The 24,722-nt window shown below is 62.1% G+C and carries 26 protein-coding genes; 12 read left to right on the top strand and 14 right to left on the bottom strand.

Annotated elements, in window-relative coordinates; all coding sequences use genetic code 11:
* A partial coding sequence (locus DFO47_RS20845) for a response regulator transcription factor (protein ID WP_133832901.1) occupies nucleotides 1-584 on the bottom strand: 584 nt, incomplete at its 3' end.
* Between the two features lie 139 nt (nucleotides 585-723).
* Between DFO47_RS20845 and DFO47_RS20840 the strand changes: the two genes are divergently transcribed.
* Nucleotides 724-1,881, top strand: a complete 1,158-nt coding sequence (locus tag DFO47_RS20840; RefSeq protein ID WP_166651782.1) for a sensor histidine kinase — start codon at nucleotides 724-726, stop codon at nucleotides 1,879-1,881.
* Nucleotides 1,882-1,894: 13 nt separating this feature from the next.
* Here DFO47_RS20840 and DFO47_RS20835 read toward each other — a convergent pair whose 3' ends face one another.
* The 5 genes from DFO47_RS20835 to DFO47_RS20820 form a co-directional block, all read right to left on the bottom strand.
* Complete coding sequence (locus DFO47_RS20835) at nucleotides 1,895-2,233, bottom strand: YciI family protein (protein WP_243835590.1); 339 nt, start codon at nucleotides 2,231-2,233, stop codon at nucleotides 1,895-1,897.
* 146 nt (nucleotides 2,234-2,379) lie between these two features.
* Nucleotides 2,380-3,009: a DUF4865 family protein gene (locus DFO47_RS20830; RefSeq protein WP_208294443.1), complete on the bottom strand. Its 630-nt coding sequence runs from the start codon at nucleotides 3,007-3,009 to the stop codon at nucleotides 2,380-2,382.
* Nucleotides 3,010-3,270: 261 nt separating this feature from the next.
* Nucleotides 3,271-3,996 carry a CPBP family intramembrane glutamic endopeptidase gene (locus DFO47_RS20825; protein ID WP_166651781.1) on the bottom strand — a complete coding sequence of 242 codons (726 nt, stop codon included), beginning with the start codon at nucleotides 3,994-3,996 and terminating at the stop codon, nucleotides 3,271-3,273.
* On the bottom strand, nucleotides 3,996-4,604 hold the full coding sequence (locus DFO47_RS21180; RefSeq protein ID WP_166651780.1) for a hypothetical protein: 609 nt from the start codon (nucleotides 4,602-4,604) through the stop codon (nucleotides 3,996-3,998). Before DFO47_RS21180 ends, DFO47_RS20825 begins: the two co-directional genes overlap by 1 nt.
* A 645-nt stretch (nucleotides 4,605-5,249) precedes the next feature.
* Nucleotides 5,250-6,413: an acyl-CoA dehydrogenase family protein gene (locus tag DFO47_RS20820; RefSeq protein WP_133832898.1), complete on the bottom strand. Its 1,164-nt coding sequence runs from the start codon at nucleotides 6,411-6,413 to the stop codon at nucleotides 5,250-5,252.
* Between the two features lie 71 nt (nucleotides 6,414-6,484).
* Here DFO47_RS20820 and DFO47_RS20815 point away from each other — a divergent pair, with 71 nt between their 5' ends.
* The 3 genes from DFO47_RS20815 to DFO47_RS20805 all read left to right on the top strand — a co-directional run bounded on the left by DFO47_RS20815 (nucleotide 6,485) and on the right by DFO47_RS20805 (nucleotide 8,793).
* Nucleotides 6,485-7,144, top strand: coding sequence for a MaoC family dehydratase (locus DFO47_RS20815; protein ID WP_243835588.1), 660 nt, complete (start codon nucleotides 6,485-6,487; stop codon nucleotides 7,142-7,144).
* Complete coding sequence (locus DFO47_RS20810) at nucleotides 7,141-7,977, top strand: CoA ester lyase (RefSeq protein WP_243835586.1); 837 nt, start codon at nucleotides 7,141-7,143, stop codon at nucleotides 7,975-7,977. Before DFO47_RS20815 ends, DFO47_RS20810 begins: the two co-directional genes overlap by 4 nt.
* 102 nt (nucleotides 7,978-8,079) lie before the next feature.
* On the top strand, nucleotides 8,080-8,793 hold the full coding sequence (locus DFO47_RS20805) for a GntR family transcriptional regulator (protein WP_133832896.1): 714 nt from the start codon (nucleotides 8,080-8,082) through the stop codon (nucleotides 8,791-8,793).
* A gap of 126 nt (nucleotides 8,794-8,919) precedes the next feature.
* On the opposite strand, the gene DFO47_RS20800 is transcribed toward DFO47_RS20805, so the two are convergent.
* The gene (locus DFO47_RS20800; protein WP_133832895.1) at nucleotides 8,920-9,990 is read right to left on the bottom strand and encodes an alcohol dehydrogenase catalytic domain-containing protein; all 1,071 of its coding nucleotides are present in this window, start codon (nucleotides 9,988-9,990) and stop codon (nucleotides 8,920-8,922) included.
* Nucleotides 9,991-10,441: 451 nt separating this feature from the next.
* On the opposite strand from DFO47_RS20800, the gene DFO47_RS20795 reads away from it, so the two are divergent.
* Both DFO47_RS20795 and DFO47_RS20790 read left to right on the top strand, forming a co-directional pair.
* Nucleotides 10,442-11,782: an MFS transporter gene (locus DFO47_RS20795; RefSeq protein ID WP_133832894.1), complete on the top strand. Its 1,341-nt coding sequence runs from the start codon at nucleotides 10,442-10,444 to the stop codon at nucleotides 11,780-11,782.
* Nucleotides 11,783-11,860: 78 nt separating this feature from the next.
* Complete coding sequence (locus DFO47_RS20790; protein ID WP_166651779.1) at nucleotides 11,861-12,586, top strand: GntR family transcriptional regulator; 726 nt, start codon at nucleotides 11,861-11,863, stop codon at nucleotides 12,584-12,586.
* A gap of 369 nt (nucleotides 12,587-12,955) precedes the next feature.
* Here the strand turns inward: DFO47_RS20790 and DFO47_RS20785 are convergent, their stop codons facing one another.
* From DFO47_RS20785 to DFO47_RS20755, 7 genes are read right to left on the bottom strand one after another with little or no spacing between them, the layout of a single operon-like run.
* Nucleotides 12,956-13,714 carry a carboxymuconolactone decarboxylase family protein gene (locus DFO47_RS20785; protein WP_133832893.1) on the bottom strand — a complete coding sequence of 253 codons (759 nt, stop codon included), beginning with the start codon at nucleotides 13,712-13,714 and terminating at the stop codon, nucleotides 12,956-12,958.
* Complete coding sequence (locus DFO47_RS20780) at nucleotides 13,711-14,688, bottom strand: SMP-30/gluconolactonase/LRE family protein (protein ID WP_133832892.1); 978 nt, start codon at nucleotides 14,686-14,688, stop codon at nucleotides 13,711-13,713. The genes DFO47_RS20785 and DFO47_RS20780 overlap by 4 nt, the downstream gene beginning before the upstream one ends.
* On the bottom strand, nucleotides 14,685-16,316 hold the full coding sequence (locus tag DFO47_RS20775) for a class I adenylate-forming enzyme family protein (RefSeq protein ID WP_133832891.1): 1,632 nt from the start codon (nucleotides 16,314-16,316) through the stop codon (nucleotides 14,685-14,687). Before DFO47_RS20775 ends, DFO47_RS20780 begins: the two co-directional genes overlap by 4 nt.
* 15 nt (nucleotides 16,317-16,331) lie before the next feature.
* Nucleotides 16,332-17,096: an SDR family NAD(P)-dependent oxidoreductase gene (locus tag DFO47_RS20770; RefSeq protein ID WP_133832890.1), complete on the bottom strand. Its 765-nt coding sequence runs from the start codon at nucleotides 17,094-17,096 to the stop codon at nucleotides 16,332-16,334.
* Nucleotides 17,093-17,689: a hypothetical protein gene (locus DFO47_RS20765; protein WP_133832889.1), complete on the bottom strand. Its 597-nt coding sequence runs from the start codon at nucleotides 17,687-17,689 to the stop codon at nucleotides 17,093-17,095. Before DFO47_RS20765 ends, DFO47_RS20770 begins: the two co-directional genes overlap by 4 nt.
* The gene (locus tag DFO47_RS20760; protein WP_133832888.1) at nucleotides 17,686-18,843 is read right to left on the bottom strand and encodes a thiolase family protein; all 1,158 of its coding nucleotides are present in this window, start codon (nucleotides 18,841-18,843) and stop codon (nucleotides 17,686-17,688) included. The genes DFO47_RS20765 and DFO47_RS20760 overlap by 4 nt, the downstream gene beginning before the upstream one ends.
* The gene (locus DFO47_RS20755; protein ID WP_166651778.1) at nucleotides 18,840-19,271 is read right to left on the bottom strand and encodes a Zn-ribbon domain-containing OB-fold protein; all 432 of its coding nucleotides are present in this window, start codon (nucleotides 19,269-19,271) and stop codon (nucleotides 18,840-18,842) included. Before DFO47_RS20755 ends, DFO47_RS20760 begins: the two co-directional genes overlap by 4 nt.
* 114 nt (nucleotides 19,272-19,385) lie before the next feature.
* Here DFO47_RS20755 and DFO47_RS20750 point away from each other — a divergent pair, with 114 nt between their 5' ends.
* From DFO47_RS20750 to DFO47_RS20725, 6 genes are all read left to right on the top strand, one after another.
* A complete protein-coding gene (locus tag DFO47_RS20750) occupies nucleotides 19,386-20,513 on the top strand; it encodes a CaiB/BaiF CoA-transferase family protein (RefSeq protein ID WP_133832886.1) in 1,128 nt (375 codons plus the stop codon).
* A 72-nt stretch (nucleotides 20,514-20,585) separates the two neighbouring features.
* Complete coding sequence (locus tag DFO47_RS20745) at nucleotides 20,586-21,980, top strand: MFS transporter (protein WP_133832885.1); 1,395 nt, start codon at nucleotides 20,586-20,588, stop codon at nucleotides 21,978-21,980.
* A complete protein-coding gene (locus DFO47_RS20740; RefSeq protein WP_133832884.1) occupies nucleotides 21,977-22,954 on the top strand; it encodes a zinc-binding alcohol dehydrogenase family protein in 978 nt (325 codons plus the stop codon). The genes DFO47_RS20745 and DFO47_RS20740 overlap by 4 nt, the downstream gene beginning before the upstream one ends.
* 139 nt (nucleotides 22,955-23,093) lie before the next feature.
* The gene (locus DFO47_RS20735; RefSeq protein ID WP_133832883.1) at nucleotides 23,094-23,696 is read left to right on the top strand and encodes an isochorismatase family protein; all 603 of its coding nucleotides are present in this window, start codon (nucleotides 23,094-23,096) and stop codon (nucleotides 23,694-23,696) included.
* 135 nt (nucleotides 23,697-23,831) lie between these two features.
* Nucleotides 23,832-24,047 carry a hypothetical protein gene (locus tag DFO47_RS20730; protein ID WP_133832882.1) on the top strand — a complete coding sequence of 72 codons (216 nt, stop codon included), beginning with the start codon at nucleotides 23,832-23,834 and terminating at the stop codon, nucleotides 24,045-24,047.
* A gap of 181 nt (nucleotides 24,048-24,228) precedes the next feature.
* Nucleotides 24,229-24,612 (top strand): hypothetical protein, encoded by a 384-nt coding sequence (locus DFO47_RS20725; RefSeq protein ID WP_133832881.1) that lies wholly within the window; start codon nucleotides 24,229-24,231, stop codon nucleotides 24,610-24,612.
* Nucleotides 24,613-24,722: the final 110 nt, after the last annotated feature.

The raw sequence follows: 24,722 nt of genomic DNA, 5'->3' as shown, positions 1-24,722 counted from the left end.
GTCGAATCCGAAACAAACAACCGGTCCGCGATCTCCCCGTTCGAAAGACCCTCAGCGATCAGCACCAACACATCCGTTTCCCGGGGCGTCAAACCCTCACGGTGCCCGGCCTTGGGCGAGTGGTCGGGTTCGGCGATCAAACCGGCGTGATCACCGCGGGTCAAGGCCTCGAGGAGACGTCGCTGGACGGTGGGGTCGAGTTGTGCCTCGCCACGGGAGACAGTTATAAGGGCCTGTCGGATTTCCTCTGCTTCAGCGTCCTTGGTCAAAAAGCCGCGTGCTCCGGCCCTTAGAGCCGAGAACACCCATTGGTCATCGGCGTAGGTGGTCAGGACGACGACTTTTACAGCCGGCATTTCCTGGCTGAGGATATCGGTAGCCTCTACGCCGTTCATCACCGGCATATGAAGGTCCATCACGATAACGTCGGGTTTCAGGGCTTGGGCTTGTCGGACAGCGTCAGCGCCGTCTACGGCGGTTCCGATGACTTCGATGCCATCCAGAAGGCCCAGGATCATGGATAGTCCATCCCTGACGATTTTTTGGTCGTCGGCGATCAACACCCGAACTCCGGGTTCATTCATTGCCGGCTCCCTTCAGTCAGTGGCTTCAGCATCTCATGTCTCCAAGGTCAAACGTCTGGTCCTCCAGAGCATCCTGTCCGGAAGGGGCCTCAGCTCGGGGGTGATGGTGCGCGCGGTGATTTGTGGGAAGATTCCTGCCATGATCGCTTCCCGCCAATGGCTGACACCGCTGGGGCTTGCCATGGTGGCCTTGGTGGTCGTCACTGCAGGCTTGGGTGGCCCCGGCTTCAACACCAGTGGTCTTGGTCTTCTGAATCTTCTGTCGGCTCTGGTCTTCGCCGGCTCCGCCGTGCCGTTCCTGGTCCATGAGAAGCTCCCGGCCCCTGCGTATGTGAGCTCGATGGTATTGATGGCGCTGGCTGTTGTTGGCATGCGCGCCGCTGACCCGGCGAGTGAGGTCATCGCACTGTTTCTGCTGGCGGCGTTCGCTCCCCTGCGTTCTCCCCGGCCTGTGCTTGCCGCGGTGACTTTGCTGGGTGTGCTGGCATTCAATGTCCTTCAGCTCGGTACGGCCCACTCCGCTCTGGCACTCATTCTGGCAACCGACGCCGGCGTGGCGTTCTTCTTTCTTGTCGGCACACTGCTCCGGCGGGAGAAGGAGCAAAGGCTGCGCATCACCGAACTTCTGCATGAGCTACAGGTCAGTCGCGAAGCGGAGCGGGAAGCTTCCCTCGAAGCTGAGCGGGCTCGAATGGCACGGGAAATGCATGATGTCCTGGCCCACACTCTCTCAGGCCTTGTTCTTCAGCTTGAGGGCGCACGGCTCCTGGCCCAGGGCAGCCGAGCGGATCCCCGAGTCCTCGAAACGATCCAGCAAGCCCAGCAACTTTCCCGATCGGGTCTTGCCGAAGCCCGGGATGCCGTCCGGACATTGCGGGGACAGGACCTGCCGGGGCCGGATCGGATCGGGTCCCTCGTTGATCAGCATCGCCTCGCCTCAGCCGGTCAGACTTCCTTCATCGACCGGGGAATCCCCGCACCGTTGACTCCGGAAGCTGAGCTGGCACTCTACCGGGCCGCCCAGGAATCTCTCTCCAATGTGCGGAAGCATGCCCCCGGGTCCGACGTTGAGGTTGAGCTTGTCTGGGGTCCTGGCACGGTGGACCTGTACGTCACCAACACCTCCGGGCCGCCGGAAACGCCGACGGGGGCACCGGGGTATGGCCTAACGGGTATGACCGAACGGGCTGACCTGGCTGGCGGCACGGTAACCGCCGGCCCTTTCCCGGGAGGATTCCGGGTGCATTTGAGCCTTCCGTACGCGGACGCCGCGCCAGGTGGTGCTACCGGAACCTAGCAGCTGCGACACGCTAGCTAACCGCGGTGGTCGCCGGAGCCTCCATAAGCTGGGCAGCGTAAGGTCCCCGCGTCGGGCTGAACGCAACGATGTCATAGCGGGCAACACCTGCCCGGACAAACGGGTCCTTGTTAACCACTTCCGTAATCGACGGTTCGTCGTTGGCCCTGGCGAGAATCACCCCGCCCCGCCGGGGAACCTGCGGCCCGGAAACCATGAACAGTCCCGACGCGAAGTTCTTGTCCAGCCACTCGCGGTGCGCGTCAAGGTGCCGGTCCACTTCCGTTAGGTCGACCAGGTAAGTTACGGACAGAACGTACAGCTGTTTGTTGTGTTCCTGTACGGCGGACATTTCTCTTTCTCCCAAACTTTGATTGTCGAGTCACTGGCTATTGGTTTTTACGGTACCGGGTCATTTCAGGGACGAGCCGGGTCTTCGGTGGTCTTGTTGCGTCTCTGGCGGGTCTGCCTGTTTCGCCGCGTGGTATCGGCGAGAGGTCAGCCCGGTGCGCTGACGTGCAGGACCTGCCAGCGGTCCCCGCGGGCGTCCATGGTTTCGTCGCCGAGGGCGAAGAGGACCGATTGCCATGTTTCGGGATTGATCCCTGCCGCTGCCCATGCAACACCCGGCTGCAGTGAGAGCTGACGCACAAGTGCCGCCAGCTCGTCGGCTCCGGCGAGCAGATCAGGACCGACCGGTGAGGACAGGGTGGTCGCATGCCGGGCCTGCCCGTGGGGAAGCGCGCCTGATGCGGTAGCTACGGGCAGCCATGTATGGACCCGTGGCCGTCCGAAATCCCTGACAATTCCTTCGAATCCACCGCCTTGCCAGTGAAATTCCGCCATGGCGGCGGCATCTGACCAGAGGTAAAAGGGCGCATACATGTTCACACTTGAACCATCGACGCCGGCTTCGCTGATGAGGTACGCCTTGACCCTCAACCCGGCACGCTGGTCCAACGCGGTCCCGCGGGTAGCAACTCTTTCCCTGATGATGCCCATGTCATAGTCACGCGGAAGAGCGATCGGGTAGGTCGCCAGCCAACTGACAGGGGCACCGGTCGTGGGCTTAGGCACTCCCGACATGGAATCCCTGGCTGCCCCGTCCTGGGATGGTCGTTGATGCATATTGTCTCTCCTTTTTCCGGGCTTCAGGTGTGCCCTGTCTCGGTGCTGCCCTACAGGCAATGGCACGACTGCCTTTTTTTCCAGGGGTTTCGCGTTCCCTGCCCGGCTCCCCCAACCTAAATCACGGGAGCTGGGTGGTCGGGAAGGGAGAACCTGCCGGGAGTTGGTGTGCTCATTAGGCGGAGCGGGTCGATCGTGGCGAGCAGCGACGCGCAGGACGACGGTTTCGCTTCGATATGACGTCCCTGCAAGATCACCGTATTAGGTGATGCTGGAGTCACTTCTTCGGCCGGTGGAGGCACGAAGGATGATCAGCCCGAAAATTAGCATGCAGGTGTCGCTTACGATCATGTTTGTCCAGCGCCATGCACTTGTCATGTTCCCGAATTGGAGGGCGATGTCTCCAACCGCGTGCAGGGCGATCAGGGGCCACAGGGCGGTCCCGCGCAGCCGCAGGGCGGCCAGTCCGAAGCCAAAGCATGCGGCGCCGATGACTTGGGCAGCTGTGACTGCAGGATCAGCGCCAAATGCGAGGTTGGACAGATGCGCGGAGCCGAACAGGGCTGAGGACAGACAGGCTGACCGCAGGGGCGTCCACGTGTGGAGGCTCTTCAAGATCATTCCTCGAAACCAGAGTTCTTCGTACACACCCGTTGCGAGGTATCCGGCCACGAGAAGGCTTCCGGTTTCAAACCCGACATCCTTCATGCCGCCTGCGAAAGGCGACAGGACGATAATGCCTGGGATGATCAATAACCGGGGCTCAACGCCTCCAGCGCGTAGTATCGTTCGGTCTTTGGCTACGAGTACTACCGTGGCGAAGACGGCGAGGACCAGCACGGCGATAAACCGACGGTGCAAGGGATCAAGCCCTGGTGTCAACCAGCCGAGAACGTACGCGACGGTGATGGTCAGCACCATGACTCCCGCCGCCAGCCCCAGGGCCTCATAAAGGGGGCGGAGCCGGGAAACAACTGCGGTACGCATCACGGCCTTCTTCCGAAAGAGGCGCGGGCAGTCAGCTCCTGTGCGACATTGTGGTCCTGGCTGGCGTGGGAAGGAATGAAGGTCCCAGAATCCGACGTTGTGCCGGACCCGGCGGAAGAGGCTAAGACCCGGCACCGGACCATTGTGGTGAGCACGCGGGCGGCGACCATCGTGAGCGCCATGACGACGAAGGCCGCGGTCCATGCATCCGAGCCGGTGATGCGGTTGCTTATGGAGAAGTCGGTGATGGCAGCCTTGGCCCATCCGTTAGCCGATTCAGCGAAGGCAACCCTGCCTCCGATGACGATGAACCATAGCACTGCATAGGCGCTACCGGCGGTGCTGACAAGTCTTCGGCCTGCACCGCGTCTGACCCGCATGAGCATCCCTGCCACGATCCCCAGCGCCACGCCTGCCGCCGCCCCTACAAAATCCAGGGCAACGTCATTGCCAACGACCGGGGCGTTGGAGAGGAACACGACGGCCGCAAAAACGGAGAGGACCACCGGCATCGCCAGGCGGGCTGCCGTGAGAGGCCTGGTCCCGAGATTGGATGCCAGGATAAATACCAAGAGACCGGCGTTGAGTAGCCACTGGGTGAGTGTCATGCCAACCTCCGCCGGCTCACGGGGTGTCCGTGACTCTGAGGCGCGGGCTGCCCGGGTGCTTCTTCCCGTTCCGTTGGGCAGGAGGAACCTTTGCCGCTGCCCCATACGTCGGGGTCATCGGCATTCTCTCCGCGGGGACCAGTCATTCTGGTGCTCATACGGTCGCGTTCCGCGTTGTGGAGCATCAGGAATTCTTCGGGGTGTAAGGGGTACATCAGTCTCTCTTTCTGCAGGCTTCCGGCCTGCGCTGTGAACGTGGGGTAAACCACTCCTTGCAGCCCCGATCCCCACCAGGTGCTACCTGCTATTTCTGCGTGGCAAGGTAGGGAACGCCCCTCTGTAACGCATTACCGACGCGGTGTCCCGAAGGGGACCTGTTAGCCGGGGGCTGCCCGCAGGCGCGACCGACTTTGTGGCCTACCGTTGGGTGTCCCACTTGTAGGAAACCCAGACCTGAAAGCCCAGCGCGCGCTCAATCATCATGCGAGGGTGAACACCGTGCGCGGCGATCCAAAGAATGCAGCCATCGTCGGTGACCGAGTCAACAACCCCGGTGCGCACCGGGGTATGGCCTCTCCGTATCTCAACGCACTGACCGATTACAGCCAGCCAGTCATGCTGCAGATGCAATCTCACGAATGCCATTTAGTAGGAGCGCGGCAGGCCGAGGACCTTCGTCGCAATGAAGGATTTGATCAGGTTGTTGTTGATCGGGGCGACCTGGAACATTCGCGTTTCCCGGAACTTACGTTCCACGTCGTATTCATCGACAAACCCGTAGCCGCCGTGGGTATCGAGGCATACGTTGGCCGCTTCCCAGCTCGCCTCTGATGCCAGATGTTTAGCCATGTTCGCCTCGGCACCGCAAGGCTTGCCCTCATCAAACAGCCGGGCCGCTTCATAGCGCATCATGTCTGCGGCACGGATTTTCATGTAGGCGTCGGCGATCGGGAACTGCACACCTTGGTTTGCACCGATGGAACGGCCGAACACTTGACGACGATTCGCATAGTCAGTTGCCCGCTGCGTAAACCAGTAACCATCGCCGATGGCTTCGGCGGCCAAGAGGATTCTCTCGGCGTTCCAGCCGTCAATGACGTACCGGAAGCCCTGGCCTACCTCGCCGATGACGGAGCTGGCGGGAACCCGCAAGCCCTCGTAGAAGATCTGATTGGTTGCGTAGTTAAACATGGTCCGGACCTTGACAACCTTCAGAGCCTCCGGCTGCTCTGCCCGGACCTGCCGGAGATCAACGAGGAACAACGTCAGTCCATGGGTCCGGTCCTCTCCCTTGGCCGACGTTCGCGCAAGGACCAGGGCGAGATCCGATTCGTCGATGCGACTGGTCCAGCTCTTGTGTCCGCTGATAACGAACCCGTCACCGTCTGGCACAGCCGCCGTTTCAATGCTGGTCGTATCGGAACCCGCCGCATCCTCCGTTACGGAGAACGCCTGAAGGCGGAGCTCGCCTGCGGCGATTTGGGGTAAAAATTCCCGCTTCTGAGCCTCAGAGCCATGCCGAAGAAGCGCCCCCATCGTATACATCTGTGCATGGCACGCCGCAGAGTGTCCCCCCGACTTGTTGATCTCTTCCATCACCACGCTCGCTTCGGTCAAGCCCAGGCCAAGGCCGCCGTACTCGGACGGTATGAGTACCGAGAGAAGTCCGCTTGCAGTCAGGTGATCCACGAACTCCTGCGGGTACCGGCGGTGAAGGTCCGTCTCACGCCAGTACTCATCCGGAAAGTCGGCGCACAGATCACGGGTAAGGGCTCGCAGCCCGTCTGTCTTGATCGTGTCGGTCAGCATGGTCACTCCTTTGTAATATCGATGCCTGCCCTCTAAAATACATAATATATTGAGGCTCTACAAGGGAGCCGATGCTGAAAGATTTGGCTCGACTGCTGGGCTTTGAGCGGATTTCAACATTATATATTTGTGATTTGAAGCAAGGAGAGACGATGACGTCGGAAGAGGCGGATAAGGTGCAGGGCAGTGAAGGGCCCGAAGCCGTACGAGTTGTTGCTGGATGGAGCGGGCGGCTGTTCGAGGATTTTTCGGTGGGCGACATCTACTATCACCCGTTCGGGAAGACCGTTACCCAGGCAGACAACCAGTGGTTCACCCTCCTGACCCAGAATGTTGCAAAGACCCACGTCGATACCAACTTCGCTGCCGGAACCGAGTTCGGTCGCCCGTTGGTGAACTCGACGTTTACGCTGGCCTTGGTCACCGGCCAGTCCACTATTGATTTGTCCATGAATGTCTTCGCGAACCTTGGATGGGACACGGTACGCATGCCGCACCCCGTCTATGAGGGGGACACCATTTACTCGCGCTCCAAAGTGTTGGAGTGCCGGCCCTCCCAGTCCCGGCCGGGGCTTGGACTGGTCACCGTTGCGACGGAAGGCTTCAACCAGAAGCAGGAGATTGTCATCAGCTATCGTCGAACATTCCTCGTGTACCGGCAGGGACATCTTCCTGATGTGAGCGCAGCCCGGCCGGATGAGTCTTCATTCCCAGACCTGGGAACGCTGTGAAAGGCCGGGTCACACGAGCGATCACAGCTCTTTTTGTTCCGGGTGACCGGCCGGAGCGCTTCTTGAAGGCGGCTCACTCCGGCGCCGGCGTGGTCATCGTCGATCTTGAGGATTCGGTAGCGGCATCCTCAAAAAGATCTGCCCTGGAAACAGTGCTGGCGGAGCTCGCACCGCAAAGCAGCAGTGGTTTAAGCGCGATGGTAAGGGTGAACCACTCCGAATCCGAGAGCTACAGGGAGGAAACCGCTGCACTGCTGCAACTGTCCAGAGAGCCCGGAAACGGTCTCCTGGGGATTATGGTGCCCAAGGCGGAGAATCCGCGAACACTTGGGAAGCTGAGCGCCCGCATCCCGGAAGGACTGTCATTGGTGCCTCTCGTTGAATCAGCCCTGGGACTGTCCAACGCCCTGTCCCTGGCGCAGGTGCCAAAAGTCAGCCGCCTGGCGTTCGGCGCGATTGACTACTTGCTCGACACAAATGCGACCGAGGGCCGGTTCCTCGACTACGCACGATCCCACCTCGTGGTTTCCTCACGGGTTGCTGGAATCGCTGCCCCATGGGATTCGCCGTCCACCGACATCGTGTCAACGGCGCTTGTATCCCGGTCAGCACGACACGCCCGCAGATTCGGATTCGGCGGCAAGCTGTGTATTCATCCGGCACAGGTGGCGGTAGTCCATGATGCCTTCAGGCCGTCCATGGAGGATGTCTCCTGGGCCCGGGAGGTAGTCCAAGCTTCGAGCGGCGCCGCGCAGGTAAGTGGACAGATGGTTGACAAGCCAGTCGTGGAACGGGCCCGAAAGATACTCATGGAAGCAGGACAGCATCCCTAGCATTGGAAGGGGTGACCTGCTTCCGGCGGGTGCACAAAAGGGCGACCCGGCCGCTGCCGTATGTTGTAGTGGAGCATTACACCAGAAAGAGGCCTTCCCCCCATGACGAACCACAGCTCCCGCAGCCGTGCCCGCCCGCAGTTGAGCGATGAAGCTGCCTCGTATGTGCGCGGACTCATCATGTCCGGCGAACTGCGGCCCGGGACATCGGTTCGTCCCGAGTCCATCGGTGAGGCGTTGGAGATTTCCACGACGCCGGCCAGGGAAGCCCTTCAGGCTCTGCGGGTGGAGGGCTTCCTTGAGCTCGTTCCCCGCAGGGGTTTTCTGGTAGCCCCCTTGACCGGACAGGACATCCGGGACCTTTTTAAGGTTCAGGCCCTCATTGGGGGTGAGTTGGCATCCCGGGCCGTGACGAAGGCCGGGCCGGCTGACGTCGCTGAACTCGAGGCCCTCCACCACGAACTTATCGCGGCGGCGGCACGGGGCGATCTGGAGCTCCTCGAAGAGAAGAACCACGCCTTTCACCGCGAAATAAACCTCCTCGCCGACTCCCGCAAGATCGTCTGGGTCCTGGGGTTGATGACACGCTACGTTCCGCGCAGATTCTACTCATCAATCCCAGGCTGGCCTCAAGCCACCCTGGACGACCATGCAAGAGTCCTGGACGGCATACGGGCGAAAGATCCCGATGCGGCTCGGACAGCCATGGAAAGCCACATTGTGCACTCAGGAGAACTGCTCGCCATGCACTTCGACGAACGCATCGCGGCCGCTGAACAGCGGCCCCCGGCTGAATCCGCCCGGGCCGGAGGCTGACCCTAGCGCCCCCGCCCTGCAGCCTCTCCGACCGTCTAGCGGATTAGACTAAATCCGCCTATGCGGGGCCGCGGGAAACTACGGCCCCGCGCTCCTAACGATGCAGGGGTCAGTGGCGAGCTGCGGTTACGGCGCTGACGGCAGCTGGTCTTGAGTATTCATATTGGGCAAGACCACAATCCGCCCAAAGCTGCGCCCTGATTCAACAAGTTCGTGGGCCTCCGCAATCCGCTCCAGCGGCAGCTGATGGCTAATGATCGGCTTGACCAAGCCCCGCTCGACCAGAGACAACGAGGTTTTCAGCTGCTGCCTGGACGTGCTTAGAGCAGACATCAAATGGATTCCCCGCAGGAAGAGCTGTGCCGGATTGAAGGGAATAAAGTCTCCCGTCAGTTGACCGACGAGAACCCATCGGCCTCCTCTGGCCATGCTCCGCCGGACTTCGGTGAACACGGGGCTGCCAACGTTGTCGATGGCGACATCAACACCCTCGCCTCCTGTTGCGGCAAGTACCAGCGGCGAAAAGTCCTTACCGCGCTCGGCAAGAATCACCTCGGCACCCAACTGGCGCAGCACGTCGCCCTTTTCCTCGGATGTGGTGACGGCAAGCGTCCGGGCTCCGCAGGCCAGGGCTACCTGAATTCCGTGAATCCCGAGGCCTCCCCCGGCTCCGGTGACCAACACGGACTCCCCTGCCTGAACCCTTGCCACATCACAGAGAGCGTTGAGCTCGGTGCCAATTGCACTGGCCACCACGCACGCCTCGGCGTGCGAAAGATTGCCGGGCTTTGTGACAAGGTTGTCTTCCTGAATGAGGACCATCTCGGCATATCCGCCGTTGAGCCCAACGTCCCCGAGGAACTCATGGTCCGGGCAAAGCGTCTCGCGGCCGCTCCGGCACCATTTGCAGCGCCCGCAGACACGCCGGCGCTGAGTACTAACGACCTCATCGCCCGGTTTCCATTCCGTAACCTCTGGACCCACGGCAACGACCTCGCCGGAGATCTCGTGCCCGCAAATGACCGGCATGACGATTCCCCGCCGCAGGGTCCCGTTACGAGTCGCGATGTCGTGGGACGACACGCCGCACGCCATGACCCGGACCAGGCAGTCTCTGCCTGTGGCAACCGGGTCCGGAACGGATGTCAGGCGCAGGACCTCCGGCGAACCCGGCTCTTCTACAACGATGGCTTTCATGCAGTTCTCGATTCACACTCGCAACATCCGCGCTTCGGATTTCTGATACATTATCAACTTTTTTCGTCGAATCCGCCACTCTTTTTCCGATAGCGGCAGCGGAACTGCAGCAACCCGCTGCGCGCAGGCGCAAGAGCCAGGCGTGCTTGACGCGCGAACGGCTTGATCTTATATTTGATACATGATTCAGTGTGAGGTGAGCCACAGCTTACTCCTCATGTTTATCCCGCTAATGGACGATGGCGCCCCTTAGCGGGCCGCTGATGCCCAGCGACAGCCGCGAGAGCCCGGCTTGTCTGGGTGACAAGTTGCACATGTAAATCGCGCAGGGCGACTCCCATCCCGATTTACCCTCCGGCGCATGACGGCTGCCCGCGACCCCCGATACGGGACGGCCGCGCAGCAGTAACCGGGCTGTATCCCTTTCTTTAGCTTCGACAGGAAGTAACCAATGTCATCTTCACCAGAAGTAAAACGTGCCAGTATTGGACGGCTCGGCAGTGCCGCCGTCGCCGGCACGACACTTGAATATTATGACTTCTTCATTTACGGCACGTCGGCAGCACTCGTGTTCGGAAAGCTCTTTTTCCCCAGCTACAGCGCCCTGGCCGGAACGTTGGCGGCGTTCGCCACCTTGGCTGTGGGCTTCTTCGCCAGGCCGATCGGGGCGCTCATTTTCGGTCACTTGGGGGACCGGCTGGGCAGGCGCGCCACACTCATAACGTCACTGTCAATGATGGGCGCCGCCACCGTTCTAATCGGATGCCTTCCGACGGAGGCCCAAATAGGATGGCTGGCACCGGTCCTGTTGGTGGTCCTTCGCTTCGCCCAAGGCATCTCGATCGGCGGGGAATGGGGCGGCGCGGCACTGATGCTCGTCGAGCATGCACCGGAACGGCGCCGCGGCTTCTACGGCAGCCTTGTCTACGTGGGCGCGCCTGGCGGCCTGCTTCTGGCAACCCTGGCCGTGAACGTGAGCACTGCCATCTCCGGAACGGGCTTCATTGAATGGGGCTGGCGGCTGCCCTTCCTTTTCAGTTCGGTCCTGTTCATCATCTCCCTGTTCATTCGACTTGGCCTTGAGGAAAGCCCTGTATTCGCTGCTCTGGAACAAAACCAGGCAAAAGTCCGCGCCCCCATTGGCCGCCTGTTCAAGAGCCAGTGGCGGGACATCCTGCTCGCTGCCGGCGTCGTTGCCCCAGGCTCGGTTCTCTTCTACGTCGTCAGCACTTACGCGGTGTCCTACGGAACGTCGGTGGCCGGAATGCCCAGCAGCTCCCTGCTCAATCCGCTCCTTTCCGCGGCCGCCGTGTACTTCTTCGCCATTCCACTCTGTGGCTGGCTCTGTGATGTTTTCTCACAGAAGGCCGTCTTGCTGGCAGGGTGTCTGCTGTCCATCCCCTCATGCTTCCTGTTGTTCTTCCTCGTCGACTCCAAGTCGCCGGGACTGATCTTCGCCGGCATGGCCTTCGCGCTGGCCGCGGCGCACGCCGCCCTCGTGTCTCCCCAAGCAGCGATGCTCGCCAGCCGCTTCGATCCGCGCGTCAGGTTCAGCGGCGTCGCAATTTGCCAGGCCATCTCCGTCAGTGTCCTGGGAGGCGCAACACCCTTCCTTGCCACACTGTTGTTTGGCTGGACGGGATCAACACTTTTGATCAGCACGTGGATGGCAGTGTGTGGAGTTATCGGGGCTGTATCCGTTGTCGCTCTGTCCAAGCGAGCTATCTACTCGGATGAAGAGATCATCGAGGAGATAGGAGGAGCACCCAGCCCCGCAGTGCAAACGGTCTAACCCTATCCCGAACCGAGGACTGGATTTGATGTATTATCAAATCCAGTCCTTTTGGTCTGATAGGAAAGGGGTTCCTCAATGACCAACATTCCACAGCTGGAAAGCCCGGCGGCTTCCTCCCAGCAGCTGCACGGGGGGCGGGGCGGGGAGGTCAAAGCCCCGCGGCGGACCATGAGCCACCACGTGGCGGACCGTATCAGGGCTTTGATTTTTGACGGAACTCTTCGCAGCGGTCAGCGGGTGCCTCAGGACGCCCTGGCCGAGGAGCTCGGCGTCAGCCGACTGCCTGTCCGGGAGGCATTGATCACGTTGGAGACAGAAGGGTTGGTCTCTTCCGAACCTCACAGGGGAACGTTCGTCGTCCCCATCCTGCAGGAGGATATCGAAGACCATTACCGTATGTACGGGATGATCCAGGGCCTGGCAGCGAACCGGGCAGCCCGGCGGCTGAATGAAGTCACGCTGGCCCGCTTGCGGGCCCTGCATGAGCAGATGTGCGGGACGGAAACCTGGGGGCCCTATCATGACCTTGACTGGGAGTTCCACGCTCTGGTCACTCAGACCGGGGGCAGCCGGCGGCTGACCTCGGTACTGCGGCAACTGGGGCACAATCTTCCCCGGGCAGTCTACGAGAACCCTTCCGGATCCATCGAAGATTCGAACGCCGGACACGCCTTAATCCTGGCTGCACTCGAACGAGGTGATGGTGCGGGTGCGGACCGCGCGTGTGTGGACCACACGGTCGCCGAGGGGCGGCACGTGGTCGATAAGCTGCGGCGTGCCAATGTCTTGGAGGATGTCTAGCCGGAGGTCTCCGCTGCGAGGACCCTGTCCGCACCCCTCACCCGCTCACCAGGTCCGGGCGTTGTCCTCCCGCGTCTTTCCTGGTTTGCCGGGACGCACCGTCCCCAGGCACGCAAGGCGGCCGAGGGTCTCCTCGGAGATTAGCCGGGCATGAAAGGAAGCCGTGCACCGACCCGCCTCGCAGATCGACGGATCAAGAAGCCCGCGGAAGGTCTCTGCTGCCGCCGGTTCCTCGATCCCGGCCGGGCGGTACCCGCCGATTCTCGCCGCCCCGTCGCCGCTTCGTGGCCGGCGCAGGGGGCCGCCGCAGGCCTATGAACCTCTACGCCGCCCCGTTGCCGGGCGGGGCCGACAGGGTCAAACGAAGGGTTAGCCTGTCCTGCCGGCCTTGTTCTCCTGCTCAAAGAGCGCAGTCGCCTCGGCGACTGCGCTCAGACCCACTTCGAGGCTGCGGACGATACTCGGGACGGTAAGGAATACAGCGTCCAGTACCTGCTGGTGCGTGGCTCCGTAGTGCAGTGCGTTTCGAATGTGAAAGGCGGCGCCCTCGGTGAAGAGATGGGTGTTGGCGAGGTCGATGACAACGAAGACCAGCTCGGCCCAGGCCGGGTCCAGGCCGCCCGTCGTCCAGATGTGCTCCCCCATCGCCCGGTAGGCGGCGAACGCATCAGGGTTCGCCGCCTTCATCCTCCGGTGAAATGCGGGGAAGGCGGTCTCGAAGGCAGCCCAATAACCGCCGGTAGGAGCGTCAGCGTCCGAAACCTGCTCCTCAAGCGTGCACAGTAGCGGAAATCCTCTGGTCAGCCCATGCAAGGAAACCATTGTCACCAGCTCAATGACCGTGGTGACCTCACGCTCGGTGGCGCCTGCCTGCAGCGCCAGGAGAACACGGTTTCGGGCGCCTGTTCCATCCAGGTTCGTGATGGATACGTCGTGGGCGAGGAGCAGGAGTTGTCGCAGGCGGGGATCAAGTGATGCCCCGCGGTACGCTGCCTCAGCATAGGCCGTGAATGAGGCTGTAAAGCCCGGGTCGATTTGGGTCAATAGGGCAAGGCCTGGTCCGGCGCTGCCGTAGATGGCAGCAAGCCGGGCCATGACCTCGCTCGGGCAGGCGCCGTCGCCGTTCAAGAGCCGCCGTCGGGGCTGCCGATGTTCCCGCCGCGCTGCCGGTGGACAGGCAGGGGCAGGCCTGGGTGCAGGGCCGGGATTTCAAGTACGGTCCCGCCTTTGGGAGTCGTGACGTACAACCTCGACAGACCAGGGCCGCCGAAGCAGAGGCTCGTGACCAGAACGCCTGGTCCGAAGTCGATTTCATGGCACATTCGGCCGGTTGGATCGAAGGCCATGAGGTTGTGCCCGGTGCTGCCTGCGACCCACAGCCAGCCGGCCGCGTCGAGGGCGATTCCATCGGGATGTCCGTGAGGGATGGTGGCCATCCATCCGTCGGCTTCGGGTCCCGTATCCGTCATTTGATAGCGGGTCACAGTCCGAAGCGAGGTTTCGGCCAGATAGAGTTCCGTGCCGGTGGGACCGAAAGCGATGCCGTTGGGAAATGCCAACTCGGTGAGCCAGGTGTGCAGTTCCCCGGTCGCGGGGTTCCAGGAGCGAAGGTGTCCTGGTGCCCCTCGTTGGAATATTTCATGGTCTGCGGGGTCGGTGAACCACAGGCACCCGTCGGGGCCAATTACACAGTCGCTGGGTGCCGAAACTCCGGTGTCCAGGGCAACGGTGAGGTTGCCGTTCTGCCACTGCTGAATGGACGGCTTGGCTGGCACCTGGGACTTGGATGCCATCGCCGTGCCGCCGTTCTGGGCCACGAAAATCGTTCCGTTGGGTCCGACAGCCAGCCCGTTGGGCCCGCCGCCGCACTCGAAGGCCAGCTCCGGTTCCTGCCCGGATTCCAAAGGAATCCGGTAAACCGAACCGCGATTGATGCTGGTCACCAAGAGGTGGCCGGGTCCGTCTGTGCATGGACCTTCGGTGAAGCCCAGTCCTGTGGAAAGGATCCTGCCACCTTGGGGCAGGCGGATGTCAGGGCCGGATGACGTCCCGCCCGGTGTGCCGGAAGCGGGCGTCCGTGGAAGTGATGTGGCCGTGTTCATCGTGCCTCGACCGCGCTGCTGACGAGTTCGGCAGCTTCCTTCTTCAAAGCCGGCAGGGAAATTTTGCCGCTGGCCAGTCGCGGAAGTGAATCATCGCTTCGATAAAAGAAGTACTTCGGAATCTTGTAGCTGGCTGCCACTGCCTTGAGCTGCTGCCGGATCATGTCGGGGCTCAGGTCGGCGTCTGCGTCAATAAAGGCCGCGACCGCTTGTCCTTGTTCCTCGTCATGGACGGCGCACACGTGTGCCTGCCTGATGCCTGGCACACGGTCCAGCAGCATTTCGACCTCTTGAGGTGAGACATTGACGCCGCCGGTCTTGATCATCTCCCCGCTTCGGTCCTGAAACTGGAGCCGCCCGTCCCTGTCGTAGCGGCCGAGGTCGCCTGTCAGGAAATAGCCGTCAGCGGAAAAAGCCTCCATGGAGCGAACCGGGTCCTTGTAATAGCCTGACGTCGTTCGTCCCCGGACGGTGATTGCCCCTACAACGCCTGCCTCGACGGGCTGGCCGGTCTCGGGATTTACGATGCGGATGTCCACACCGGGCAGCGGTGTTCCCTGGGTGGTCATGACGACTTCCTTTGGGTCCCTGTAGTCGGTAAGGGCTGCCAGGCCATAGGTTTCGGTGAGCCCGTATACGCTCACACCGTGTTCGACGCCCAATTCTTCGATGGCGAGCCGCCGGTCTTCGACCGAGAAACCGATCATCCCTTTTCGCAGAAAGACTTTGCCCTTGTCGAACCCAGGTGCCGCCAACAACTTGCGTGTGAGGTTGCCGAAGCCGAAGTACACCGTGCACCGATGACGCTCGAGGATTTCCAGGGCGGCGGAAGGTTCGAACGCCTCCTGGAGGACAATCGTGCCGAAGTGCGTCCATGTGGCAAAGAGTGCTTGGAGTGCGGCGACCCCGTAGAACAGCGGCGTGACAAGCCATGCTCTGTCGGTTTCATCGATCCCCTGCCGCACGCCTATCTGGTAGCCGTTCTCTATGGCATCGCCCTGGTGCAGCATGACAGCCTTGGGCTTGGACGTGCTGCCCGAGGTGTAGAGCAGGTACATCAGATCCGAGGATGCATTCAGTTGCTCGCGCTCGTGCAGTTGTTCATCGGAGATGTGCTGCGCACCCTCAAGGAAGCTTTCCAAGTTCATCATCCCGGGGAGGCCTTGCCCCAGGGACACCACATCCCTTAGTTCCGGTGCCGCGGCAAAGGTCCTGCCGGCACGGGCCTCGTTGAGCTCGGGCAAAAACGAGGAGACGGCGGCGTTGAAGTTCCTTGCCCTGAGGATGTCAACGGTGAACAGCGCGACGGCGTCCGAGTGGTTGAGGGTGTACTGCAGTTCATCAGGTGTGTGCCAGGTGTTAAGGGGGGCTAGGTGGGCGCCGATCCGTGCCGCGGCGAAGGCAAGATGTAGAAAGTGCGGGTGGTTTCCGGCGAGCACCGAGATAGCCTCTCCGCGTTGAACACCCAGGTGCAGCAGGCCCTTGGCCCATCGGCTGACGGTCGCGTCGAACTCGGCGAAGGTGCTGTGTCGATCATCGAAGATGTATGCAGTGCGTTCAGGGTGTAGCGCGGCCGTTTCCCGAAGCAGCCCGCTGCAGGTGGTGGCCTGAGGTTTGGTGGTGGTCACTGTGGTTTTCCTTTTTTACTTCGTTGCCGTTGGCAAGGAAATGGTGGGGGTACCGATGCTGCGGCCGCCGCAGAGGGGCAGCACTTGGCCCGTGCAGTACGGTGCCTGGGCAAGAAATGCAACGGCGGTTGCAACATCGGACGGCTGGCCGGCGCGGCGGACCGCCAGGGAGGCCAAGGTCGCTTCCCTGACTTTGGGGGGCAGCGAGGCGGACATGTCGGTCTCTATGAATCCCGGTGCGATGCAGTTGACGGTGATCCCGTCCCGCCCAAGTTCCAGGGCCAAGGCCCGGCTGGCGCCCACCAGCCCGCCCTTGGACGTGCCATATGCGGTGGATCCGAAGATGCCCAGCCAGGCACGGGAAGCGATATTGATGATGGCTCCGCCTCCGCTGCGCCGCATCAGGTCCACGGTTTCTGCGATCAAGGCCAAAGGACTGACGAGGTTGATCTCCAATACCCGGGAAAACATGGCAAGGGGCATTCGTTCGATCAGGGAGTCCTGCAGCACCCCTGCACAGTTGACCAGTGTGTTCAGCCCGCCTAGGTCCTCGTCGCAGAGCCTGATGACCTTGGCTCTGGATTCCTGGCTGGTGACATCCAGTGGTACCGCTGTAGCAGATCCTCCGGCTGTGCGGATTGCCTGCTCGATCACCGATACCGCTTCCAGATCCAGGTCACCGAGGACGACGTGATGCTTCTGGGCGGCCAGTTCCATGGCGATTGCCCGTCCGATGCCGCCTGCGGCCCCGGTCACCAGGGCCACTCCACGTCCGGTCATGGCCGCACCCTCCCCGCTTCGGTTCCGTCGGTTACCCAGATCTCCTGGCCGGTAATCCACGAATCTCTCCGGAAAAGAAGCTCCAGTTGACCACGGAGAGCCTGGGCAATTGTCGGCTTTTCGTAGCATGATTCGGTGTCGACGCAGACAACGTTCACTGTGATGGCCTTTCGCTTCAGCTCCAGGGACAATGTGCGGGCCATCGACAGGATGCCGCCGCAAACTGCCCCGGCAGCTGCGTCCCCTGCTCTGCCCAGAGCCTCCTCGGCAGGAAGAATAATAACGATCCGTCCGGGCTTCCCGGCTTCAATTAACGGAACGATGACTGACTGGACTTCATGGACCACCCAGACAAGGGGGTCGCCGACGGCAGCGGCCAAATGTGCCGCTGTCCACTCCGGGGCGGGCAGGGCTGCGGCCAGTGACGGGACGATACAGACGGCTGAGGTATTTTCGTTGCGCTCCGGTTCGGAAAACAGCTCAGGTGCCATGGCAGCTATGGCCTTGGCCGTGGGGCCATCGCCGATGATTGCTGCTGCGTCGGAGGTCTGGCGGGCGTGGTCCTGCAGCGTGGCGCTGTGAGTGGCGGTCATTGGGACATCACCAGCGTCGTGACTGATCCGCCGTCGGTGCCGCTGACGGTGCCGCCCTTGCAGTAAGCCAATCCGATCCGTGCCGATTCAACCTGCCGGCCTCCTGCTGTCCCTCTTAGTTGCCACGTCAGTTCACACGCCTGCGCGACTCCGGTTGCTCCTACAGGGTGCCCGCGGGACAGGAGTCCTCCGCTGGGGTTGACCGGGAGCCGGCCCCCGATCCCGGTCCACCCATCTTGGGTCCATTGCCCGCCTTGACCGACGGGGATGAGCCCGAGGCCCTCAAGGCGGACGATCTCGGCGATGGTGAAACAGTCGTGCATTTCGACGAAGTCGATGTCTTCCGGCCCGACCCCGGACATTTCCCAGGCCGCCTCTGCTGCCCGCCGCGATACGTCTTCGGCGTTCAAGTCGTCTGTTCCGATCTGGAGGCTGCCGCTGACAAGGCCACAGCCAAGAATGCGGGGGGCTGATGAGGCGGCGAGCCCGAGCTTGCGCAGGCCGTTGGCGTTGCAGAGCACCATCGCCGCAGCGCCGTCGGAGATCGGACTGCAGTCAAGCAGGCCGAGCGGATCGGCGATGGGACGCGCTGACAGGACGTCCTCCAAGGTGATCGCGTGCTGATACTGCGCGTATGGATTATGCACCGAGTGGGCGTGGTTCTTGACTGCCACGGCGGCGATCTGTTCACGGGTGGCCCCGTGGTCCGCCATGTAGCGGCGGGCGCTCATCGCGTGGCCGGCGGCCATCACCAGGCCAACGGCTGCGTCCAAGTCACCTGGATCAGGTTTGACGCCTCCGAAGACCCGGTCCGTCATCTTTTCGACGCCGATTACCAGGACGACGTCGTGCAGGCCAGCGGCCAGTGCGATCCATGCTTCCCGGATTGCGGTGGCACCGCTGGCGCAGTAGTTCTCGACGTTGGTCACGGGTCGTCCGTCGAGGCCAAGATGCACTGCTATCCGCTGCCCGGCGACGGGACCTCCGAAAACATGCCCTGTGTAGATCGCTTCGATATCGCGCACGTCGGCGCCTGCGTCATTTAGAGCCTGCCTGGAAGCTGCTGCGGCCATTCCCTCCAATGTGGTGGAGGCCGGAAACTTGCCGAACCTGATCATTCCTGCGCCGGCGACGTGGGCGGGGTTGATAGTCATGCGGACTCCTCACGCACCGTGCGGAACTTGTATCCGAGCACGGCTTCATTCGAACGGGAACGAAACTCGGCGGGAACGAGTTCGACGGGATCGTTGATGTTCAGCTGCTCGGCCTGGGCCGGGACGCACTGGGCCAAGACCCTGCACCCGTCTTCAAGGTCGACTTGGGCCAGTACGTACGGCACCGGGGTGCCTTCCGGGGCTTGGCGCACTACAGCAAAGGAATGGACCCGGCCTGCCGGAGACAGCATGACCTGCGTAATGTCCATCCCTGCCTGGCGGCATTTGGGGCAGAACGACCGGGACGGGTAGGTGATGTACCCGCATCCGCCACATTTGGTGCCCACCAGACCGAAGGGCCGGGCCGTGAGGTTGTCGGCGTTAAAGGGCTCAAGGTCAAGCAAATCAGCTGACAGCTGTGGACTCATTTCAAATCTCCCTCGATATGACTGCGTGTCCAGTATGGCTGATATTTGATACATTATCAATATGAAGATCCGCGGAACCCTCTTCCGGGGCCCGTGCTTATGAAAGGAAAGTAGATGGGTGCACTGACTGGCCTGCGGGTTGTCGAAATGGCAGGGCTAGGGCCGGTTCCGTTCGCGGCCATGATGCTCGCTGACATGGGGGCCGAGGTCCTCAGGATCGATTCCCCGCCGCGGAATCCTGAAGATCCCCACGACCGATCGGGGCCGATCTGGAGGGGCCGGTCGGGTATAACGGTTGACCTGAAGGACCCGGAGGGTGTGGCCCAGGTGAAGGAGATCATCGCTGTGGCAGACGTCATTATCGAAGGTTTCCGTCCGGGCGTCATGGAGCGCCTTGGTCTTTCGCCTGAGGTGCTTTTGGACCTGAATCCCAGGCTCGTTTATGGCCGGATGACCGGTTGGGGGCAGACCGGCCCACTCGCTACAGAGGCTGGGCACGACGTCAATTACCTGGCGATTTCCGGGATACTGCGCCAGATCGGCCGGGAGGGGGAACGCCCAATACCTCCTCTGAACCTCGTGGGCGACTACGGTGGCGGCGGGATGCTGCTGACTGTGGGGGTCCTGGGCGCGCTGGTCGAACGCGCCATGTCGGGACTCGGCCAGGTGATCGACGCCGCCATGATCGACGGCGCAGCGCTGCTGATGGTCTCTATCGCCGGCGCCCTTGCCCGGGGCGCATGGCAGGATCCGCCGGGCACGAATGCCATCGATACGGGTGCTCCGTTTTACGAGGTGTACCGCACGGCAGATGGCAGGGATCTGGCGTTCGGTGCCGTTGAGCCGCGCTTCTATTCGCGGGTGCTTTCCGTGCTGGAACTGGATCCGGCACTGGCCGATCAGCAGTATGACCGGGCGACGTGGGCCGCTACCAAAGAGTTGTTCGCCGCAAGAGTCGCCGAGCGAAGCCTGGCGGAGTGGACGAAGGCATTCGACGGGGCGGACGCCTGCGTCAGCCCCGTCCTGACTCTTCAGGAGGCTGCGTCCCACCCCCACTTTGCAGAGCGCGGCACGTGGGCGGAATTTGGAGGGTCAGTGCAGCCAGCAGCTGCCCCCCGCTTCAGCCGGACGCCAAGCAGCACCACCCCCCTGCACGGCGACACGGACCCGCAAGTCCTCCTGGAACGCTGGCATCGGCGCAGCACCGTGTCCGACCCGGAACCTCAAGCTGCAGAGCAATAGGAAGAGATGGAAACAGTAAAAGGCAAAGCAATGACCCGGGGCGGGCTTCGTGTCTGCCAGCCTGGATAGTCCGTGGCCAAGTACAGCAGCGGTGGCGATCCAGCCTACAGAAGAATGTTCCGGTTGTCCCCGCGGGTGACTTTCTCGGGCCTGACACTGCTGTTCTTCGCCGTACTCGCGGCGGCCGGTGCCCCCTCTCCCCTGTATTCGGTCATGCAGGCCTCATGGGGCTTCCCCCTGTGGCTCCTCACCCTGGCCTTTTCTGCATACGCCTTTGCAATGCTTGGTGCGCTCCTCACGGTCGGTTCCCTTTCCGATTACTTGGGGCGAAAACCCGTGCTCATTTCAGCGCTGTCCCTCCAGGCTGCAGCAATGCTGTTGCTCGGGTACGCGCCGGACATGGGCTGGGTCATCGCGGGCAGGACCCTGCAGGGAATCGCCACGGGGGCACTCACCACCACCCTGACCGCGTTAGTAACCGACATGGCGCCGCGGGACAGGCCGACGCTTGGCGCTACCGTCGCGAGCTTTGCAACACAGGGGGGAATGGCGGTCGGCGCATTGGCGGCGGGCGCGGTGGCCCAATGGGTTTCAGCGCCCGTGCCAACAGTTTTCACGGTGCTGGCCGCTACTTTTGGTGCCGGCATCGTCTTGACTCTCCTGACGCCGGAGACTTCACCCCGGCGGCCAGGGGCCCTGAAATCCCTCATCCCCCGGGCCGCAATCCCCCAGCAATTCCGTGCCGATTTCCACTCCCTTATCCCTGTTATCGCCGCTGTCTGGATGACCGGAGGGTACTTCATGAGTCTGCTTCCAGGAGTCGTGCTCGAGCGTTGCGGCGCCCCGAGCAGCTTCACAGGCGGCATCATGATCGGACTGCTGTCCGGCGTCGGAGCGATAAGCGGTATGGTGATCGAGCGATTCCACCCGGTCATCATGGCCATGTCCGGATCTTTGCTGTTGATCGCAGGAACTGGGATTTTGCTGGCTTCGCTAACGGGCGGGTCGCTGGGCTGGTGCATTACGGCCTCCATCGTCACCGGCTTTGGATTCGGCACCGCAAATTCCAGTGCATTCCGCCTGGCTAGGCAAATGGCACCCCCGCGCGACGTCGCCCGGATCTTTGCCGCCGTTTACGCCGTCTGCTACCTGAGCTGTGGCGCGCCCATCGTCGCCGCCGGCGTTCTCGCGGACTCTATCGGACAGAGCGCCACAACGAACGTCTATGGCCTCGCCGTCATGTTGGTCGCATCAGCAGGCGCGCTGCTGCACAGCAAGAAGTCCCGGCTCCGCACCGCAGTGGCGGCCGCCCACAATCACCCAACAGCCGCGGCACAGCAACAGAAACATGCGCCCCGTTCGGCAAAGGCCGCACCAAGGGCGCCGTTGGTGGAAACCAGCACAACCACGACAAACGTCAACCATCACAAAACGGCGCAACTATCCAGCCAGGAGAAATCACCATGAAAACCCTTGAAATGACTGGCCCTGGCGGCCCTGAAGTCATGCAGTACAGCGAACGCAGCGTGCCGCGACCCGGCCCCCACCAAGTCACCATCGCTGTTTCCTACGCAGGACTGAACTTTGCAGACGTCCTGGCCCGCAGGGGGCTTCCCGGCTACACCTCCGGCTGGCCCCACATCCCCGGGCTGGAGGTCGGCGGCACCGTTCTTGAAACCGGGGACGAAGTCACAGATATCCATTCCGGGGACCGTGTGGTTGCTTTCACCGTCAACGGGACCGGGCTAAGCGAAGTTGCGCTGGCCGAAGCCGCCCTCACGGTAAAAGTACCGCTGGAAATGGATCTCGCCGCCGCGACAACGGTCCCCCTGACCTGGGGCACGGCGCTTGGGCTGGCGAAGGCCTCCCACGTGGGCCCGGAAGACACCGTCCTCGTCACCAGTGCTGCGGGGGGCGTGGGTACCGCGCTTGCAACCGTCCTGAAACATCACGGCGTCACCACCATCGTCGGCGGGGTAGGTTCCCCCGAGAAGATCAGCGCCCTTGCTTCCGGGTACGTCCCGGTACCCCGCGATGAGCACTTCAGTGAACGTGTCACACACATCAGCCCCAACGGCGGCTTCGACGTCGTACTGGAATCCGTAGGCGGACCGGTCATGGAATCGGCCGTGCGGATGCTCACTGCCGGTGGCCGCCTCGTATCATATGGTGCCGCCAGTGGCCACCCGGATCCTGCCCTGCCCTCCTTGCGGGACATGCGGACAAATAATGCAACCGTCACGGGCTTCAGCATCATCAACCTTGCCCGCCGCAACCCCAGGCTGGCCAACGGGCTCATCAAGGGCGTCTTCGATATGGTAGCCGCCGGCGTCACTGTCAGTACCCCCCGCATGGTGGGCTGGGACGAGGCTGCCGCCGCACACATCGCCCAAGGTGAGGGCACCCAGTCCGGCAAAACTGTGGTGCAGGTCTGCCCCTGAACGCGCAGGGAGGAACAGCCCCCGTCCGCCCACGGACATGTGCGCGGTTACCGGGGGTAGACCGGGCGGCGCCTCCCGTTGCGCGATGTCTACAGGGCGCCACGGTTTCATTCACCACTACCCTGAAAGGAATGAGTGCATGTCACGACAAGTGAATGAAGCGGGGCGTGCACGGCTATGGCCGGATGGCGGCCTCGACCGGGCCGCCTTGGTGGTCGTGGACGCCCAGATTGGCTTCGGGAACGATTCCTTTTGGGGGCCCCGGGACAACGCGGAGTGCGAAGGCAACATCCGGACCCTGCTGGACAAATGGCGCGCCAGCGACCGCCCCGTAGTCCTCGTCAAGCACAACTCACGAACAGTGGAATCACCACTGCATCCCTCCAACCCGGGCAATGCCTTGTACCCATGGACAGACGGCCGCACCGACCTCCTGGTAACCAAGGAGGTGAACTCAAGTTTCCACGGCTCGCCGGACCTCGCTGCATGGCTCACGAACCAGGACATCAAAGACATCGTGGTTTGTGGAATTACCACCAACCACTGCTGCGAAACGACCGCCCGAGTAGGTGCGAACTTGGGCTTCACCGTCTACTTCGTCCTCGATGCCACACACACCTTTGACCGTGCGGCCCCGGACGGATCCATAACTAGCGCCTCCCAGTTGGCGCACATCACCGCTACAAACCTCCACCAAGAGTTCGCCACCATCGTTCAGACCAACGACCTGATCCGTGCCTGAGCCTCATCCAACTCAAGAACCCGGTTCGCCCGCCGGGGCTATCCGTCCCGTAAACAGCTGCGGGCCCGACGATGTCGCCTGCGACCGACCCCGGCCTGTCCCCTGCCTAACGCCCCACCCTCGGGAGGAATCACCATGCCCACACTGCACCCTGCCATTGAAGTTGATGGCGCAAACGCGGAATCGCTTCAGGAAAACATCACCGCTGCAGTCAATGAGATTCGTTCGCGGGCGATGCTCATCGGCCGGCACGGAATCATGGTCACCCAGCACGACTTCAACTCTTTCAGCGTCAAAATCTCCGCAGAAGTTCCTTACGGAGAGACTTGGGAACAGCGGTCTTTCAGTTAGCCAGTTAGGGACATCCTTAGCTGATCAAACCTCCCGGTCGTCGCCGTGCTCACGGGCAAGAGTAAACATGCTGCCCCTTAAAACCCTGAGTAGCAGAACACACACCGTATCTAAAGGAGGGTCCCGTGCGCGTGCTGCTGCCACGCTCCGCCCGACCACCGAAGGCATATCCGGAATCCTCATGACCAAGAAAACAAGCGCTGACGAACCGAACTGCGTGATGCTCGCTGCCGGCTTCGTGTACCTCCGTTGGACTGCATCGGAGGTGACCGAGAAGAACGCCGCCAGTGTTCATGGAAAGATTGCCAGCCTGACTGGCCGGAGGACCTACCCGGTCCTCATAGAGCTCTGCGGCGTACGGAGGGTGAAGCTTCAAATCGAAGCGCTCCTGGCCGCATCTCCGCTGCCTGTTTCAGTCCTGGCAATTGTTGCTTCCTCACCAGTTGACTGGGCCACAGCGTACTTTTACATGAGCAAAGTCCCCGCGAGATGCACCATTCGGCTGTTCACCTCACGGCCGGAGGCAGAAACATGGCTCAAAGCCCAGCCAGGTATTGCCTCCTAAGAGCCAACACCTGGCTGCCAGCCCGCGCCGGAAAGCCAATTTGGACGCGGGCGTTGGCAGGGCATCCGGCCCGATTCAGCGTGCGCTCGATTCCCGATGGTTTCCCGTGA

Source organism: Arthrobacter sp. AG258 (assembly GCF_004364695.1).
Taxonomy (GTDB): domain Bacteria; phylum Actinomycetota; class Actinomycetes; order Actinomycetales; family Micrococcaceae; genus Arthrobacter.
Note: the sequence above shows the minus strand (reverse complement) of the source record. Positions and strands in the feature narration are given on the sequence as shown.

Coding starts and splice junctions, on each gene's coding strand:
- DFO47_RS20840 (WP_166651782.1), top strand. CDS start 724: ATGATCGCTTCCCGCCAATGGCTGACACCGCTGGGGCTTGCCATGGTG.
- DFO47_RS20835 (WP_243835590.1), bottom strand. CDS start 2,233: ATGTCCGCCGTACAGGAACACAACAAACAGCTGTACGTTCTGTCCGTA.
- DFO47_RS20830 (WP_208294443.1), bottom strand. CDS start 3,009: ATGCATCAACGACCATCCCAGGACGGGGCAGCCAGGGATTCCATGTCG.
- DFO47_RS20825 (WP_166651781.1), bottom strand. CDS start 3,996: ATGCGTACCGCAGTTGTTTCCCGGCTCCGCCCCCTTTATGAGGCCCTG.
- DFO47_RS21180 (WP_166651780.1), bottom strand. CDS start 4,604: ATGACACTCACCCAGTGGCTACTCAACGCCGGTCTCTTGGTATTTATC.
- DFO47_RS20820 (WP_133832898.1), bottom strand. CDS start 6,413: ATGCTGACCGACACGATCAAGACAGACGGGCTGCGAGCCCTTACCCGT.
- DFO47_RS20815 (WP_243835588.1), top strand. CDS start 6,485: ATGCTGAAAGATTTGGCTCGACTGCTGGGCTTTGAGCGGATTTCAACA.
- DFO47_RS20805 (WP_133832896.1), top strand. CDS start 8,080: ATGACGAACCACAGCTCCCGCAGCCGTGCCCGCCCGCAGTTGAGCGAT.
- DFO47_RS20800 (WP_133832895.1), bottom strand. CDS start 9,990: ATGAAAGCCATCGTTGTAGAAGAGCCGGGTTCGCCGGAGGTCCTGCGC.
- DFO47_RS20795 (WP_133832894.1), top strand. CDS start 10,442: ATGTCATCTTCACCAGAAGTAAAACGTGCCAGTATTGGACGGCTCGGC.
- DFO47_RS20790 (WP_166651779.1), top strand. CDS start 11,861: ATGACCAACATTCCACAGCTGGAAAGCCCGGCGGCTTCCTCCCAGCAG.
- DFO47_RS20780 (WP_133832892.1), bottom strand. CDS start 14,688: ATGAACACGGCCACATCACTTCCACGGACGCCCGCTTCCGGCACACCG.
- DFO47_RS20770 (WP_133832890.1), bottom strand. CDS start 17,096: ATGACCGGACGTGGAGTGGCCCTGGTGACCGGGGCCGCAGGCGGCATC.
- DFO47_RS20765 (WP_133832889.1), bottom strand. CDS start 17,689: ATGACCGCCACTCACAGCGCCACGCTGCAGGACCACGCCCGCCAGACC.
- DFO47_RS20760 (WP_133832888.1), bottom strand. CDS start 18,843: ATGACTATCAACCCCGCCCACGTCGCCGGCGCAGGAATGATCAGGTTC.
- DFO47_RS20755 (WP_166651778.1), bottom strand. CDS start 19,271: ATGAGTCCACAGCTGTCAGCTGATTTGCTTGACCTTGAGCCCTTTAAC.
- DFO47_RS20750 (WP_133832886.1), top strand. CDS start 19,386: ATGGGTGCACTGACTGGCCTGCGGGTTGTCGAAATGGCAGGGCTAGGG.
- DFO47_RS20740 (WP_133832884.1), top strand. CDS start 21,977: ATGAAAACCCTTGAAATGACTGGCCCTGGCGGCCCTGAAGTCATGCAG.
- DFO47_RS20735 (WP_133832883.1), top strand. CDS start 23,094: ATGTCACGACAAGTGAATGAAGCGGGGCGTGCACGGCTATGGCCGGAT.
- DFO47_RS20730 (WP_133832882.1), top strand. CDS start 23,832: ATGCCCACACTGCACCCTGCCATTGAAGTTGATGGCGCAAACGCGGAA.
- DFO47_RS20725 (WP_133832881.1), top strand. CDS start 24,229: ATGACCAAGAAAACAAGCGCTGACGAACCGAACTGCGTGATGCTCGCT.